Consider the following 16,648-nt stretch of genomic DNA (forward strand, 5'->3'; position numbering starts at 1 on the left):
TCCCCTTTTCTTTTGCAACAAATTTTAGTAATTTTAAAAAGGTGATTTTATTTTGCTAAGAGACCTCTTTATTAATTTAACAATTCTTGTCACTTTCCATTATTTATTGATGCTTGTGTTTAAAGAGAATTTTTTAAAAAAGGAAGACACCTTGCTCAGACAAATTTTTAAAGGAATCATTTCTGGGTTACTCGGTGTCCTCTTAATGTTTTTCTCTATTAAAGCAGGACCAGCCATCATCGATTTAAGACATATCCCCCTTATTTTAACGGCATTTTATGGAGGCATTGCACAAACGTTCATTGCAGCCTGTGTGATTATTATTGGCAGATTATTAATCGAAGCCAATGTCGCTTCTTTCATTAATATTTTTTCCATGATATTTATCGCCACAGCTTCCTTTTTAATTGCTGAGCGTCATATCAATCACGTCGTAAAAATGCTGTTATCTATTACCATGAGCAACGTCATAGCGACTAGTTTATTTATCTCCATCGTCAATGAAAGATCGTTTGAACTGCATGCTGCCTATTGGATTTTCTCGTATATTGCCGGTTTATTTAACTTTTATGTCATTGAGCATCAAACAAAAGCGTATCAGATGTTAAATTTGTATAAATTCCAAGCTCATTATGACTTTTTAACTGGTGTTTTAAATAAACGGAAATTCGATGAAATATTAAGTGATGCTTTTTCTCTGAACTTAAAGCAACCTATCCATCAAATGTCCTTGATTTACCTAGACATCGATTATTTCAAAACCATCAATGATCAGTATGGACATCATGAGGGAGATATCGTTTTAAAAGAAATCGGAACAAGGCTGATTAAGAACACAAGAAGCTCTGACTATATTGGGCGGATCGGCGGTGAAGAATTTGCTGTGCTTTTACCGAATTGTTCCGTTGAAAAAACATGGCAAATTGCGGAACGTTTACGAAAAAAAATGGCGGATCAGCCAATTTATTTGCAAAACGGAACATCTATTCACATTACGGTGTCAATTGGATGTGCTTATGATGCAGGAACAAGTGAAAACATGAAACAATTACCGATTATTGCAGACCAGGAGCTCTATAAAGCGAAGCAGTCAGGCAGAAACCAAGTGAGCTTTTCTGGACGAAAAAGAGAACACTTAACATAGGCTTTTTCCTCAATTTGTTAGCGCTAATTATTTTTAAAAAAGTTTTCGTATAACAGTTGTTTTTTCCCGCAAACACTGGTAAAGTAAAGGTAATTATTTTTGTTCGTATCATCTTTAAGAAGAAAGTTTTGAAAGAGTTTTCGTCTTTGAAGTTTGTGTAAGAGCAAGAATAGTGAATTTAAGCGTTAAGATCGCTTTAGGAGGAAATTTCATGTTAGAAGGTAAAGTAAAATGGTTCAACTCTGAAAAAGGTTTCGGATTCATCGAAGTAGAAGGTCAAGACGATGTATTCGTTCACTTCTCTGCTATCCAAGGCGAAGGCTTCAAAACTTTAGAAGAAGGTCAATCAGTTTCTTTCGAAATCGTTGAAGGTAACCGTGGACCACAAGCTGCTAACGTTAACAAAGCGTAATTTAAGAGCATCTGCTCTTTTAGCACTTTATAGAGTGAAGGAAAACCGCTCGGCTTATGCCGGCGGTTTTTTTGTGTAATAAAAAAAGAGAACCTGACGAGAGGTTCTCTTTTTATTTGTCCTTCTGCTTTAGTTTCTGTAAAGCAGAACGATACATATCATCATTCATTTTCGTCTCTGGTTCTTCTTCTTTGACAGGTGGTTCTGGCTGCTTAAACTTTTGAAGCGCCTGTCTATAGAAATCATCACCTGACGGAGCATCATCTGTCTGAGAAGGCTCTGACGCTTTTTCTTCCACTTCAGGCTCTACAGGTCTCGCCGCAACTTCTGGCTCGCTATGCGGCACGTCAGGATGATTCGATACATCTTCTTTGATCTCTTCCTTCTCGGCCGAAGCGTGTCTGACATTGAACGCTACTAATCCGATAATGACTAGAACAGCAGCTACTAACGCTACAATAATCGTCGCCAAAAGAACCCTCTCCTTATCGCTTAAATGACGCAGTGACTGATGCTACTCGTCTTCCTAATGCTTTCCCCAGCTCAATGCCTTCTGCAGAAATCACTTCATCAGAATCAATCGGGCACGTCACACCTGCTCCATAATAAGAGCCATATAACGCATTTTCTGGAACATTTCCAGGAAGGCCGACCACAAGCATCCCTTGATGGAACATTGGCGTAATCAAATTATGCATCGTCATTTCTAATCCGCCGTGTGTTGTTGCAGTGGTACAGAAAACGGCACCGACTTTATCGATGAGTTTTCCTTCTGCCCATAAATACCCAAGACGGTCAATCCATGTCTTTAATCCAGAACTAATGGTACCAAAGTGACCAGGGCAGCCCCAAATGATTGCATCCATTTGATCAAGCTTGCGGATATCCGCGTCTTTCACATGATCAATGAACACTTCAGCTTGCTCTGTTTCACCTGCGCCAGCTGCAATCGCTTCTGCAAGTGCTTTTGTATGGTCACCTTCACTATCGTATACGACATAAATTTTCATGTACGGTCCCTCCACACTTATCTTGCATCTTGGTTTGCTTCCTTAGGTGCTGGAAGCAATGTCATTTCTTGTTTCTTATCCTGCTTTTCTTTTCGCTTTTTATCCTTACGTACATCTCGCAGGAACAAGCTGAGAATCACACCAGCTGCACAGAATAATGTCACCCACATGTAAGCATCATTGATGCCCATCACATTGGAATCGACTTGTGCTTTCGTAAAGAGCTGGGTCGACACATATTTTTGAGCAGCTTCTGCTGTCATGCCCATATGGTGCATCACATGAGAGACAGCCGCCTGGAATGAATTCATAAAGAACGGGTCAGCCGTATTCGTTTGATCTGCCATATTGGAATAATGGAATGTCGTGCGATTTGTATAAATCGTCGTGATCAAACTCGTACCGATCGAACCACTGATTTGTCTCAGTGTATTTGACATCGCTGTACCATGACTGTTTAAATGCTGCGGTAATTGGTTCATCCCAGCAGTCATGACTGGCATCATCAAGAGTGACATACCAAAGGCACGTACTGCATACATAAGCACAATGTGACTATAAGATGTATCAATCGTCAGCTGTGTAAACTCGTATGTGGTGACAACCGTAATCAGCATCCCCACAATGGCAAGTGGACGAGGTCCAAATTTATCAAACAAGATCCCTGAAATTGGAGACATAATCAGCATCGCAAGTGCCCCTGGAAGCATTAATAGCCCCGATTGCAGTGCAGTAAACCCAACGAGGTTCTGCAAGTAGATCGGAAGTAAGAACATCCCAGTGTATAAGGCAACGGTAATAATAATGTTAATAACACTTGATAATGAGAAAATGCTGTATTTAAACACGCGGAAATCAAGCATCGGATTATCCGCTTTTAGCTGTTGGAAAATAAAGAGAATGATCGCAATCGCACCAATGATAATCGTAGATAGAACAATTGGATCTGTCCAGCCATCACTTCCCGCTTCACTCACTCCGTATAGAAGCGAAGCAAAACCAACGATCGACAGAATCGCACCAAGAGTGTCCAGCTTGATTTTTTTAGGCTCTACAATATTTTTAAACATAAAGAAAGCCGCGATAATGACAATCGCACCGATTGGTACAAGTCCATAAAACATAATACGCCATGAATAGTGTTCAATAATATAACCAGATAACGTTGGTCCGACAGCTGGCGCAAACATCATCGCAAGACCAAAAATCCCCATTCCTTTCCCTCTGTTTTCTGGAGGGAAAATAAAAAGGATTGTTGTCATGACGAGCGGCTGTAAGATACCGCCACCGACTGCCTGAATCAAACGACCAATCAGCATCGTAGAAAAGTTTGGCGCAATACCGCAAATAAAAGTCCCTAGTGTAAATGAAATCATCGCCATGAGGAATAAGCTGCGCTGGCCAAAACGTGTGATTAAAAACGCAGATAACGGAATGAGCACACCGTTGACAAGCATGTAACCTGTTGTAAGCCACTGAATTGTCGTCGCACTCACATTAAATTCAGTCATTAAATGGGGCATGGCTACGTTCAAAAGCGTTTGGTTTAAAATCGCTACGAACAAACCGGCCATTAAAATGATCAGTAAAGACAAGGAGCCTGCTCCCTGTTTTGTCGCTGCAGGTTGATTTGCCATCTCAGACAACCTCCTTTCATTTTTTGATATCAGTCATCATTAAGATGAAATTTTGACAGAAGCATTCATACCTGGAAGTACTTTGTCAGATGGATTTTTAATTGAAATTTTCACTGCTACTTTTTGTGTCACTTTCGTGTAGTTACCACTTGAGTTTGTTGCTGGCAGCATATTGAATGTTGAGTTTGTTGCATAACCAATTTGTTCAACAGTTCCTTCAAATGTTGTATCAGGATCGCCGTCTACAACGATGTCCACTTTGTCGCCTTTTTCAATGTTCTTAATGTCTGTTTCTTTAATATTCGCTGTAATGTAAAGCTTGCTTAGGTCAATCGTTTCACCAAGAACTGTCCCAGGCTGCACTTGTTGGTTGTTTTGTACTTCTTTTTTGACTAATGTGCCATCAGCCACTGCTTTAATGTTTGTTTTTGCTTCTCCTTCAACTTTTGCAACTGTGCTGTCTTTTTGCACTTCGTCACCTTCATTGATGTCCCAGCCTTTGATTTGTCCAGCTGCTGGCGCTGTAATTTGGTACATGTCACCTGTCACTTTTGCTTCATCTGTTTTTACGAAGTTTGTGCTTTCGTAGTAGTAATAAGCACCTCCGGCAATAATGGCAAGAATCACAATAAGGCCAATAATATTCGTTAGCAATAAACGCCCTCTGTTCATGTTTTGTTTCTCCTTTCATGTATAAAAATATAGTGTCATCTGCTTTAGCAAACTTAGAATGCCCATCATCTGACAGATTATGAAACAAGCTCATAGAGCTGCCTGTTTCCCCTTTTTCTACTCTGCTGAAAATGGTGTGCAGCCCATTTATACTTATTGTTCACTTATGAGCAAAAAGCAGAAAAAGAAGAAAAGACGATCGGCATCTTTTTTTGAAAAACTTATATTTAACAAGATTAAATATTAATAAATGAAAATTGAAATGTCAAAGAGAAAGTTTTACTTTTTTTCTGGTGATCCCTTCCTTCTCCACACAAAAAACCTTTCAGCCCTTATGCTGAAAGGTTTTTTTGAATGTTCTCTTTAAGAAAGAACTTCTTCCTGCTGAAAAAATTTTTTTAATGCGAGAAAAACGTCTGATTTTTGCTTCAAAATATAATGCTTAAATTTCTCATCCTGAATATGTTTATATGCTGACATTAACGTAGAATGCCGATTATATTGATTCACTTCACCATAACAAAATAAATTGGCTTTTTTCATAATTTCAGAAACGAGCTTCACGCACCGTGCATTATCAGAGGTCAAATTGTCACCATCAGAAAAATGGAAAGGATAAATATTATATCGTGACGGAGGATATCGTTCGTCTATGAGCTCTAGTGCCTTTCGATAGACAGAAGAACAAATGGTTCCCCCGCTCTCTCCCCGAGAAAAGAAGTGCTCCTCATCTACGACCTTCGCCTCTGTATGGTGGGCAATGAATTCGATCTCGACTGTCTCATACTTTGTCCGCAAGAAACGTGTCATCCAAAAGAAAAAGCTTCTCGCCATATATTTTTCCCAAAGCCCCATACTTCCGCTCGTATCCATCATCGCTAGGACAACCGCTTTCGATTCTGGTTTGGTGACTTCATTCCACGTCTTATACTTAATATCCTCTGGATAAATGGGATAAAAGGAAGGGCTTCCTGTCATGGCATTTCGTTTAAATGCTGACAGCATTGTTCGTTTTTTATGGATATTACCGGTTAACCCCGTTTTGCGAATATCATTAAACTCAATTTCCTCGACAACAATATCATCAAGTTCTTTTTGTTTAAGATTTGGTAGCTCCAGCTCACGAAACAGCGCTTCCTCTAAATCCATTAATGAGACTTCTGCTTCGTAATAATCATCACCGGCTTGATCTCCAGCACCTTGCCCCTTTCCCTGCCCTTGCTTACTGTCAGATCCATCCCGAGCGACCACATCGCCAACCTGGCTGTCTCCATCCCCCTGACCTACATGCTTATTCTTATCATAGTTGTACCGAATTTTATATTCATCTAAAGAACGGATCGGAATTTTGACCACATCTTTGCCATTAGACATAATGATGCTTTCCTCTGTGACAAGATCCGGCAAATTGTTTTTAATCGCCTCTTTGACTTTTTTCTGATGACGCTGCTGGTCATCAAAGCCTTTTCGATGGAGGGACCAGTCTTCCTGAGACACAATAAACTGACTTTTTTCTTGCCGGGACATCCATCCCCCTCCTCACCTTTTTGGACAATTCTTGTACCCATCGATTCCATTATCGTATGCTGCTCGTCGTCGAAATGACGATGATTTTTAAAAAAGACATTACCGGTGCTAGTTTGCGCCAATAATGCCTCCTTCATTTATTAACGATTCAGAAGACTGCCTACATATTTTAAGAGTTCATTTGCACTTGTAGAATTATAGCCATGCTCATCAATCAATCGCGCCACTACTTCATTGACCTTTTTCAACTGTTGCTCATCCGGCGTTTTTGTCGATGTCGTAATTTTCACGACATCTTTCAAATCGGCAAAGAGCTTCTTCTGAATAGCTTCTCGTAATCTCTCGTGAGAATTATAATCAAAGCGTTTGCCCTTTCTCGCATAAGCCGAAATCCGAATGAGGATTTCTTCTCTGAATGCCTTTTTGGCGTTTTCAGAAATGCCGATCTGTTCCTCAATTGAACGCATGAGCTTTTCATCAGGATTCATTTCTTCACCTGTTAACGGATCACGCAGTTTGTTTTTATTGCAGTACGCCTCGACATTATCTAAGTAATTATCCATGAGAGTTTTCGCAGACTCCTCATAGGAATACACAAATGCCTTTTGAACTTCCTTCTTCGCCATATCGTCATACTCTTTTCGTGCGACAGAAATAAAATTCAAATAACGTTCCCGATCTTCACTTGAGATCGATGGATGCTGATCGAGTCCTTCTTTTAAGGAACGGAGGACATCCAGTGCATTGATGGATTCCATGTTCTTTCGAATAATGGTGGATGAAATGCGGTTAATGACATATCTCGGGTCAATTCCGCTCATTCCTTCGTCATGAAATTCCTTTTTCATCTCATCAATATCAACAGATTGGAAACCTTCGACACTTTCCCCATCATACAGTCGCATTTTTTTCACCAAATCGATATCAGACCGCTTCGGCTCTTTCAGCCTTGTCAAAATAGAGAACATCGCAGCTACCTTTAGCGTATGCGGTGCAATATGAACATCTGAGACATCACTTTCTGAAATCATCTTATGATAAATACGTTCTTCCTCTGTCACCTTTAAATTATAAGGGATCGGCATCACAATAATTCTTGAGTGTAAAGCCTCGTTCTTTTTATTCGAAATAAATGACCGGTACTCCGTTTCATTCGTATGTGCAACAATCAATTCATCCGCACTAATCAACGCAAAACGCCCTGCCTTAAAATTTCCCTCCTGCGTTAATGAAAGAAGATGCCATAGAAATTTCTCATCACACTTCAACATCTCCTGAAATTCCATCATTCCACGGTTCGCTTTATTGAGCTCTCCATCAAACCGGTACGCACGCGGATCTGACTCTGAACCAAATTCAGCAATCGTTGAAAAATCAATACTTCCTGTTAAGTCGGCAATGTCCTGAGATTTCGGATCAGACGGGCTGAAGGTACCAATGCCGGTCCGTTTGTCCTCTGAGAAAAAAATTCGTTCCACTCTCACATCCTCAATGCGGCCGCCATATTCCTCTTCGAGCCTCATCAAGTTCAAAGGTGATAAATTCCCCTGCACACGTATGCCGTATTCTCTATAGAAATCCTCCCGCAGATTTTGCGGAATAAGATGAAGCGGATCTTCATGCATTGGGCAGCCTTTAATCGCATAGACTGCGCCATGATCTGTTAGTGAATACTCTTCCAGCCCTCTTTTCAGCCTTGTGACAAGCGTCGATTTCCCGCCGCTGACTGGACCCATTAACAATAAAATACGCTTTCTGACATCTAAACGTTTAGCCGCAGGGTGAAAATACTCTTCCACTAGCCTTTCCAATGATTCCTCTAATCCAAAAAGCTCCTGATCAAAAAATTTGTAGGTTCTGACCCCATTCTCCTCTTCAATCCCGCTGTCCTTAATCATATGATAAACGCGAGAATGAGCAGATTGAGCGACAAGTGGATTTTCTTTAATAATATCTAGATATTCGCTGAATGTACCTTCCCATTTCAGTCGCTGCTCTTCTTCTCTGTGCTGTTCAATTTTCTTTAAAATATCCATATGAACCTCCTCTTTCAAGATTGAAGCTAGAAATCAGATACTGTTTTACAATCTATGCGGAGGCGTCCTATTACATGCTTTCGTTCTTCAAAATGACGAATTGGCAAACTGAATTGACAACCATCCGCAAGACCCTTCATAATAAAGGAAAAACAGGAGAAAAATGATCTTCATCTCCTGCTTTTCAAGGCGAACTTCGCAACATATGAAACCGGCAGCAAAGGAACAAAGGGATAAGGGGGAGCTTATATGAGAACGGTCATTATGATGGGCGTCATCATTACGTTTTTAGTATCCATTTTCACAGCTGGCTACGAAGGCAAGCCTGGCAAATGAAAAAAAGGATGTTCCATCAGCGGAACATCCTTTTTCATTTCGTTCATATTTTCAGCACTTACATATTCACTGAAAGCGAGATGGGATCTCGGCTTTTATCATGTTCTTATATCAAATCTCGGTATTGTTGCTGGCGAAGCGCCTCATACACAAGAATCGCTGCCGTATTCGATAGATTCAGTGAACGAACATGCTCTGTCATTGGTAAACGTAGACAGCGATCCATATTCCGTTCAATCAAATCTTTTGGCAATCCACTTGTCTCTCTGCCAAATACGAAGAAGTAGTCTTCATCTAGTTGCGAGTAATCGAACGTTGTATGCGGCTTTTGCCCAAACTTAGTGATATAGAAAAATTGCCCCTTCGGATGAGCCTCAAACAATTCATCTAATGAATCATGATAGACGACATTGGCATATTTCCAATAATCGAGTCCTGCACGCTTCAGCATTTTATCATCTGTCGAAAAACCAAGCGGACGAATCAGATGAAGTGTTGTATTTGTTGCTGCACATGTTCGCGCAATATTTCCAGTATTAGCTGGAATTTCTGGTTGATATAAAACGACATGAAGTCCCAAAAAAGTTCACCTCTAATTTTCTTTTCCGCTCAACATTATACCATTAACTACCCTTTGGAGCATCGTCCAAAATGTGAAAAAACGTATAACGAATACTAGGTGTATAAGCCGTTGAATCTTCATACGACCAGTAACGCATACGGCTGTCATACGTTTGTGCATTCACTAGAGGCATTCCGCCTTTATCATGATCAACGACAATGGTTGTATGATTATACCTACCGTCACCCTCAAAATCGTAGCAAATCACATCACCTATTTGAAGCTCTTGCGGCTCCTTGAGCTTCTTCGCTCTCAACCCCGCTTTGGAATTCGCTAAATAATTTTTCATCGAATGTGCCACCGTCCAGCTGTAGCTCCATGTATGTGGACGAACCCACCAGCCAGATCCACGGTTCGGATATCCTCTCGTTGGCGCATTCCCTGCTTTTAGACATTGTGAAATAAAATTCGTACAGTTATCTTCGAAATTTTTATAGGCTGGATTCCGTTTATTCCAATACGTCTCAGCATATTGAACAGCTGCACGCCGGTCATAGTGAAAAGCTCTTCCAAATTGGTCTTCATTTTGGAAGCGCTCATCCACCTGATCTTCCTTTTGTCGTTCTTCTAACATCATCCGATCTTTCACAAGCATGTCGTTATAAAGAAACGCTTCTCTTTTCTCAACCTGTTCCTCTAAATAAAAAGAATCGTCTATATCCTTACAGACATAAGTGAGGTGAGCGAGATATTGTACTTGCTGAGCTCCATCATCTTGAATAGCTGAATCGAGAAGTTTTGCTTTTGCTTTCGCCTTGACAATCTCAACTTGTCTTCTTGCAAACAGCTCTTTCTTTCGCTCCACAGCATCCACATCAGACATCAGCTGCGGCTGTTTGATCGTACTGCCATTTAATAAATATGCCAGTCTGTCTTCTAACGTTTGTTCTAATAATTGTTTCACACAGACACCACCAAACTTTTTTTAACATCTCTGTTTGGTTCATTCTATGTTCAATGGGAGGTTATTTAGTATTTAAAGGTGTTTGTAACAATTCAATCCCTTTGATGATCTCTTGTTTTGCTTCTTCATCACTTTCCCGTTCAAGGGCTTTTTCGAGTTCTGAAAGCTGCTGACCATCGCCAATTTTACCGATTGCCCAAGCAGCCGTGCCTCGAATGACCGGTCTTGGATCTTTATGCATCAGGTCAACCAAATCTGGCAAAGCAGATGTATCTTTAAAGTGAGCAAGTGCCAAAATGGCATTCCGCTGAATAGGCTTTTTCCCTCGCCATGATCCAGAAACATGACCATACTTCTCTTTAAACTCACGATTGCTGATTGTCAGCAGTGGCTTTAAGAGCGGCTTTGCAATTTCAGGGTCCGGCTCCATTTCAGGATGTAGATGAAAGTCTTTCCCTTTATTAATTGGGCAGACCGTTTGGCACGTATCACATCCATACAACCGATTCCCTATTTTCGAGCGAAATTCGTCAGGTAAAAACCCTTTTGTCTGTGTTAAAAACGAAATACACCTTTGAGAATTGAGCTGGCCTGGATTCACAAGAGCACCCGTTGGGCATGAATCCACACATTTATTACAAGTTCCGCACTGGTCTTCTATTTTCTCATCCGGTTCAAATGGAACATTTGTAATCATCTCAGCCAAATAGACATAAGATCCGAACTCTGGTGTGATAATCATACAGTTCTTTGCGCTAAAGCCAATGCCAGCACGTTCAGCTACAGCACGGTCAGACAATTCACCTGTGTCCACCATTGATTTTGTCCGTATATCTTCGTGTTTACTGCGCAAAAATTCTTCAAGCATGTCGAGCTTTTTTTTCAGCACAACATGATAATCAGTTCCCCATGAAGCCCTGCAAAAAATCCCTCTTCTTGCATCCTTTGTACTTCGGGGAGCATCTTTCATTTTGGAAGGGTATGCGAGCGCAATGGCGACAATTGATTTTGCTTTTGGAAGCAGCAAAGCAGGATTTGTTCGTTTTTCGATATCAGGTTCTTCAAAACCGGACAAATACCCTAACGATTCATGTAAGATGAGGCGGTCCTTTAATGAATCAAATGTATCAGCACTTGCAAATCGAATTTTATCGACACCAATTTCGTTCGCATATTGAATTAATTCTTCTTTTAATTGTCCAACATGAATCACCTTGCAAACCTCCTTTCTTTGTTTCTTCAGTTGTTTTCAGTATAATACGAGTGTATCATGACCGATTGGAGTGAGTCACTGTGAAGATACAACTGGAAATCTCCCAACCTCAAAGCCCGTCTATCCATGTTGGACAGATTGAATATTCACATATTGAGATAGGGAAATCCCCTCAAATGTTAAAAGGCCGACTGCGCCTGTTTCAAGAATCTTTGTTTTTTGAATATGAAGATCAAACTTTGGAAGAAGTACCAGCGATCAAAGAATGGACGAATCTTCTAGAAGGTATCCCCTTTCTTCCGCTTCTTGCTGATATTCAAAAAGAACAATTTATTAACTCGACCAATTCCGTACAGGATTTGTCGATATTTTTCTCACTAAAATATTTCTTGCCTATCCTCACATTAGATGCCGATCAATTGAAAGGGCCTCTTTCATTATCCAAAAATGAAACTGGTCATATTGAATGGCAGGATGGCGCAGAGCTTAAAGGGTTATTTTCTCAAGCAAGTAAAGCTCAAATTTCTCAAGACACAAAAAACATTCTTCAAATCATTCTCTTCCCACCATCTATTTACCGGGAAAAGAGTGAGGCACTTATACAATCCTTGACGAAGATGTTTATACAAATACATGGTGGAGAAAGCAAATATGAACTCATTGAAAAAGCACTGTAGGTCACAGTGCTTTTTACATTATACTGACATAATAAAAAACGCAACACTTCGTTTATCTATGAAACGAAATACTGCGTTATAAACAAAATTATGTATTGGAGCGGGTGATGAGAATCGAACTCACGACATCAGCTTGGAAGGCTGAGGTTTTACCACTAAACTACACCCGCATCAATCTTTTAAAGACAACGTCATTGCGTTGACTTTTATTATGTTACAACTTTCTTAACAATTCGTCAAGAGAATATGAAGATTTTTCGTCAAAAAATTTCATATTCTCCATATATATTACGATAGTTATTTGTCTAGCTGGATATAAAATAAGTAGGCATGTGACTTATTCTTCAGCGCTTGCTTAGGATTTTTCTCAATCTCTTCAAGCATCGGTGAATTTCCGTCTTTCCCCATTGCCGCTGTATACGCAATCAGTGCCTTTCCTCCAGAAGTTACTTTGACAGTATCAGATTGTGCAGAAAAAACATAATCACTTACTTTGAATGGAAAGCTTGCTGTTGCTTTTGTCATTCCCTCATTCTTGTTATCTGACCACATACTAAATTGTGATTCATATGTATCTTTCTCATGCCTTAATTGTAAAAGTACATTCATCGTTTGGTCGGTACCATCCTGATGTAACGTAAAAGTCGAAGAAGATGCCTCTTTATTAACTAGCCGGCCATTTTTGTAGTGGCTCCCGATAAAAGTAATACTCTTATCATTCTTCGTTAATCCTTTAAGTGTAAGAGCTACTATTTCATTCGTCGTTGATGCCTCTAGTAAGTTTTTTTCTTTCTTTGTCAATTTCATTTTTTCAATAGTTACTTGGTTTTTAGAGTCAGACTCTGTTTCTATTTTAGAGACCGTTTTCTCTGTCGTTGTTGTTTCTGCAGCCTTCTCGCCGCATCCTGCTAATAGAAAAACAGTCAATAAAAGAATGCTCCATTTCTTAATCATTGATATCCCCTTTTATACATTTATTTTTTATTATACTAAAATTTGGTTTAATATACAAAAAAAGATTAGGAGAATTCTCCTAATCTTTCGCTTTTTTCTGTTTCATGGCTGATAGGAATGCCACAATGAAAAAACTGACAGCAAAAATGACAACCATATAAATAAAAAAGTTTGGTTTGATTTGGAACGTAAATGCAGACGAACCTTCCATCTCAAAAGCAAGACTGTTAAATAATAATTCATTATTTGTTTTTGATTGAAATAAGTGATAGAACAGAACACCAATGGTCAGCATCGGAAAACCTAAGAAACCTAGGAAACTACCAACAATTGCACCTTGTTTCATTGCCTGAACGTTCATGATCGTTGTCCTCCCATTCCACCAAGCAATAACTGCTTCATAATAGACTTACCATCCCCCATAAACGGAAGAAGGTAGAGCAATTGAATAAAATACGTGATTGAAAAAATGAAAAACCCTGTCGAAATTGGATTTTCTTTTAGAAATAAAACAGTCACAATGATTCCGACTGCGCCAATGAGCCCCGGCAAAAGCGGACCAAGCAGTGTAATCCACACCTGTTTTTTCTGAAACGGGTCTAAAACAGGCCTCACAAATTTCACAGACATCATATCGCTCGCAAAAAAGCCTTGAGGACCATCCCGGCCGGCGAACTTCCGATGTGCATACCCATGTGCCGCCTCATGCAAGGCAGTTCCAGTAATTAATCCGAAATAAATAATCGTAAAATAAATCGCAATGGCCGCAATCGATGAATCAGGAATAAATAAAAAGGCGATTCCCGCCATGATCATAAAGAGCACCCAGAAAAAGATGATTTTGCGCGTCACCATCAGCAGAGCCGTACCCAATATGTGAAGAAATGAATGACCCGTGCAGTCAAACCGCTCTTTCATCTTTACTTGATACTGCTTAAAAAATTGACAGAAGGCTGTGACAGTCCGATATGGCGATTGATAATGAATCGACAGCAAGTGATGCTGATTCAGCCCCATCATCAATTGATAAAAATCGCGGGCAATCACAGACTCATCGACCTGAAACAAATCGGCGAGTTCTGCCGTAATACTCGCCTCTGTCCTTTGACCATCCACTTTCGTTAACATATGATATGCACTTTCGTTAATTGGAAGTGAGCTTCCGTACTGCGTATCAGTCAAATGCCTTTTTTGTAAAGTCACATATGGCGCAAGTGCCGGCACCCGCTCAATCTTTAGCTTATTGTTAAGAAGTTGAATCATGTGAATACCTCCATGAAAAACCTTTATATATGGCAAAGATGAGCAGACATTCAAATCCTGCCACAAGCAGCCACTGAAGCATTTGACTCGATTCCCCTATCACATAGTTTCCAATAAATACAATCGGAATCATGATTAAAATAAGCGCTCCAAACGAGAAAATACCTGTGTATGGATTATTTCGATCAAGGGGCAATAAAATACCTACCACATAAAAGAGAGCCGTTGCATTACACAAGACAGCAGCGCCAATCAACACGATCCATATCTGATCCGGGAGCGTCAGTGTTGTGATCATAAATAAAACAATTTGGATCACACCAACGAGCAAAAGCCCGAGGAACTTATAAAGAGCCACTTCCCACGGCCTTAGACCAAACGTTTTATACATCCCAAGCATACGTTTGTCATTGCCAAATGAATTAAAAGCTGTTAACCCAGCTAGCGCACATAAGACAAAATAAGCTTCTCCTTCAAAGCGGAAGGCAAACTGATAACGGACAAATAAAATGACAATAAGGAGAATGAGAAAGTTTAAAATATTTTCTTCATTTCTCACTTGTGACTTTATTTCCTTTACAATGAGTGACCACTTTTTCGAAGATGAAAATGGCAGTTTGTGCAGAAAGGTTAACGCTTTTTTCTCAGCCATAATTGGCATTAAAGCAAGAGAAATAAATGCGCCTCCCGCAGATAATAGGATGAAGAGGATCAACATCGCATAATTCACCCCGTCAGGAGACATCCCTTGTGCCGCTAAGAAAAACGGTGCTGTAAAATACATCAAATGATAATCAAACTGTACATATGATTGCTGTATTTGATTGATGTCGAAATGTGTCATTCCATACGCTACAACTAGCGCTAATAAAACAAATATCGCTGCAAATTTTTGCAACGGTAATTTTAATTTTAGTACGAGTAAATAAGTCACGTTGTAAATGAGCTGAAGCAGTGTTAAGACAAAGAGCGATTGCAACAGCACCATCAAAAAGAACGTAAGAATAAAGAAAATACCGATCCCTTGTGCAATAAAATTAGGTAAAAGCAAGATCCCGATGAAAAATAAAACAAGCCCTGTCACGACTGTCACCATCGGAATGAAGTAACCAAGACTTTTTTGAAAGGTAGACAGCGGAAACCAGCTGAGCTGCATAGAAAAACGATCTTGTTCAGGTGTTCTGACTTTGATCAGCACAAATAACAAGCTTGTAAAAATGGATGCATTGATTGCCATCGACACAACCAACAACCCAAGTGAACGTTCATCTCCATTTAAGAAAGCCTTCATAAAGACACCCGTAAAACTGTATCCGATGATGGCTCCCATTGTGACTGCAAACAAAAAGAATAAGACCACAATGATTCGCTTCGTTTGAGTATCAAAGAGCTTATACATCTCCTGCTGCCACATTTTAAGCATCATTTTAGAAATGATTAATGATTTCATCAAAATGTGCACCCCTATCACTTAACATTGAAGCTTTCAGAAACACCTGTTCCAATGTGCTTGATTGATACTTTTCTTTTAAGGCTGAAACCGTCCCTTCATCCATTTTATTTCCTTTAGAAATAATGGCGATCTTGTGGCACAGCTCTTCCGCTGAAAGCATATCATGCGTTGAAAGCAAGATTGCACCATGGTGCTCGGCATAACGTTTCATTAGTTTCTTTGTGTTTATAACCGCTTCAATATCAAGTCCTCTAAAGGGCTCATCCATGATCACTAATTGACTCTCAAGCATAAAGGCAGCAATCAGCTGTGTCTTTTTTTTCATTCCATGGGAATAGGTTTCAATCGGTCTTGATAAAGCTGATTCCATATCAAACAATTCAATTAGTTGATTTCTTCTTTGAATTGTTTTACATTCATACATAGAAGAAACGAAATCTAAATATTCAGCACCAGTCAATGCTTCAGGGAGCAGCAGATCATCTGGAACATAGGCGACTTGTTTTTTAAAGGATGGATCATCATTTGTGACGTCCTTGATATGAATGGTTCCTTCTGTATGCTTAATGATGCCGAGTACACAGTTAATCATCGTTGTTTTACCGGATCCATTTGGTCCAGCCACAGCAACGATTTGATGAGGGGCAATTTTTAAATGAAAATTATTGACAGCAGTCACGTTATTTTTATACGTCTTGGTTAAATTCTCGATCGTAAACATATAACCTCCAAGTGTCTGCATATTCTTTAAAAACAGATCAGGCTAAACCGCCCGCCACAGACGGTTT

General features: G+C 39.8%; 17 protein-coding genes and 1 tRNA gene. 3 read left to right on the forward strand and 15 right to left on the reverse strand.

The genetic code is table 11. The features are described from left to right. Positions 1 to 52: 52 nt before the first annotated feature. Positions 53 to 1,144 (forward strand): GGDEF domain-containing protein, encoded by a 1,092-nt coding sequence (locus ACSBQP_RS08205; RefSeq protein WP_017366905.1) that lies wholly within the window; start codon positions 53 to 55, stop codon positions 1,142 to 1,144. Between the two features lie 211 nt (positions 1,145 to 1,355). After that, on the forward strand, positions 1,356 to 1,556 hold the full coding sequence (gene cspB / locus ACSBQP_RS08210; protein WP_008349061.1) for a cold shock-like protein CspB: 201 nt from the start codon (positions 1,356 to 1,358) through the stop codon (positions 1,554 to 1,556). Positions 1,557 to 1,668: 112 nt separating this feature from the next. On the opposite strand, the gene ACSBQP_RS08215 is transcribed toward cspB, so the two are convergent. The 9 genes from ACSBQP_RS08215 to queG all read right to left on the reverse strand — a co-directional run bounded on the left by ACSBQP_RS08215 (position 1,669) and on the right by queG (position 11,510). Then, a complete protein-coding gene (locus ACSBQP_RS08215) occupies positions 1,669 to 2,028 on the reverse strand; it encodes a hypothetical protein (RefSeq protein WP_017360371.1) in 360 nt (119 codons plus the stop codon). 13 nt (positions 2,029 to 2,041) lie between these two features. Further along, entirely contained in the window at positions 2,042 to 2,566 is a 525-nt protein-coding gene (locus ACSBQP_RS08220) for an NAD(P)H-dependent oxidoreductase (RefSeq protein ID WP_008358701.1), read from the reverse strand. Positions 2,567 to 2,583: 17 nt separating this feature from the next. Then, entirely contained in the window at positions 2,584 to 4,203 is a 1,620-nt protein-coding gene (locus ACSBQP_RS08225) for a DHA2 family efflux MFS transporter permease subunit (RefSeq protein WP_435028308.1), read from the reverse strand. Between the two features lie 39 nt (positions 4,204 to 4,242). Then, positions 4,243 to 4,875, reverse strand: coding sequence for an HlyD family efflux transporter periplasmic adaptor subunit (locus tag ACSBQP_RS08230; RefSeq protein WP_007497037.1), 633 nt, complete (start codon positions 4,873 to 4,875; stop codon positions 4,243 to 4,245). Between the two features lie 363 nt (positions 4,876 to 5,238). After that, positions 5,239 to 6,402: a sporulation protein YhbH gene (gene yhbH / locus ACSBQP_RS08235; protein WP_007497035.1), complete on the reverse strand. Its 1,164-nt coding sequence runs from the start codon at positions 6,400 to 6,402 to the stop codon at positions 5,239 to 5,241. 140 nt (positions 6,403 to 6,542) lie between these two features. Further along, complete coding sequence (locus tag ACSBQP_RS08240; RefSeq protein ID WP_017360374.1) at positions 6,543 to 8,438, reverse strand: PrkA family serine protein kinase; 1,896 nt, start codon at positions 8,436 to 8,438, stop codon at positions 6,543 to 6,545. A 442-nt stretch (positions 8,439 to 8,880) separates the two neighbouring features. Beyond that, positions 8,881 to 9,354, reverse strand: coding sequence for a tRNA (uridine(34)/cytosine(34)/5-carboxymethylaminomethyluridine(34)-2'-O)-methyltransferase TrmL (gene trmL, locus ACSBQP_RS08245; RefSeq protein ID WP_003211950.1), 474 nt, complete (start codon positions 9,352 to 9,354; stop codon positions 8,881 to 8,883). 43 nt (positions 9,355 to 9,397) lie between these two features. Further along, entirely contained in the window at positions 9,398 to 10,300 is a 903-nt protein-coding gene (locus ACSBQP_RS08250; protein ID WP_017366902.1) for an amidase domain-containing protein, read from the reverse strand. A gap of 61 nt (positions 10,301 to 10,361) precedes the next feature. After that, on the reverse strand, positions 10,362 to 11,510 hold the full coding sequence (gene queG / locus ACSBQP_RS08255; protein ID WP_026050065.1) for a tRNA epoxyqueuosine(34) reductase QueG: 1,149 nt from the start codon (positions 11,508 to 11,510) through the stop codon (positions 10,362 to 10,364). An 83-nt stretch (positions 11,511 to 11,593) separates the two neighbouring features. Between queG and ACSBQP_RS08260 the strand changes: the two genes are divergently transcribed. Beyond that, complete coding sequence (locus tag ACSBQP_RS08260) at positions 11,594 to 12,190, forward strand: hypothetical protein (RefSeq protein ID WP_435028309.1); 597 nt, start codon at positions 11,594 to 11,596, stop codon at positions 12,188 to 12,190. 96 nt (positions 12,191 to 12,286) lie between these two features. On the opposite strand, the gene ACSBQP_RS08265 is transcribed toward ACSBQP_RS08260, so the two are convergent. The 6 genes from ACSBQP_RS08265 to ACSBQP_RS08290 all read right to left on the reverse strand — a co-directional run bounded on the left by ACSBQP_RS08265 (position 12,287) and on the right by ACSBQP_RS08290 (position 16,581). Next, positions 12,287 to 12,360, reverse strand: a tRNA-Gly gene (locus tag ACSBQP_RS08265). Between the two features lie 127 nt (positions 12,361 to 12,487). After that, positions 12,488 to 13,144 carry a hypothetical protein gene (locus ACSBQP_RS08270; RefSeq protein ID WP_081114732.1) on the reverse strand — a complete coding sequence of 219 codons (657 nt, stop codon included), beginning with the start codon at positions 13,142 to 13,144 and terminating at the stop codon, positions 12,488 to 12,490. A gap of 79 nt (positions 13,145 to 13,223) precedes the next feature. Further along, positions 13,224 to 13,505: a hypothetical protein gene (locus tag ACSBQP_RS08275; protein WP_035392600.1), complete on the reverse strand. Its 282-nt coding sequence runs from the start codon at positions 13,503 to 13,505 to the stop codon at positions 13,224 to 13,226. After that, a complete protein-coding gene (locus tag ACSBQP_RS08280) occupies positions 13,502 to 14,407 on the reverse strand; it encodes a PqqD family protein (RefSeq protein WP_035392602.1) in 906 nt (301 codons plus the stop codon). The genes ACSBQP_RS08275 and ACSBQP_RS08280 overlap by 4 nt, the downstream gene beginning before the upstream one ends. Then, positions 14,391 to 15,857, reverse strand: coding sequence for a hypothetical protein (locus tag ACSBQP_RS08285; RefSeq protein ID WP_041093321.1), 1,467 nt, complete (start codon positions 15,855 to 15,857; stop codon positions 14,391 to 14,393). Before ACSBQP_RS08285 ends, ACSBQP_RS08280 begins: the two co-directional genes overlap by 17 nt. Then, the gene (locus tag ACSBQP_RS08290; protein WP_079920571.1) at positions 15,835 to 16,581 is read right to left on the reverse strand and encodes an ABC transporter ATP-binding protein; all 747 of its coding nucleotides are present in this window, start codon (positions 16,579 to 16,581) and stop codon (positions 15,835 to 15,837) included. Before ACSBQP_RS08290 ends, ACSBQP_RS08285 begins: the two co-directional genes overlap by 23 nt. Positions 16,582 to 16,648 lie beyond the last annotated feature (67 nt).

Origin of the sequence: Bacillus sp. G402 (genome assembly GCF_051172515.1) — a bacterium.
In the GTDB taxonomy this organism is placed as follows: domain Bacteria; phylum Bacillota; class Bacilli; order Bacillales; family Bacillaceae; genus Bacillus; species Bacillus altitudinis.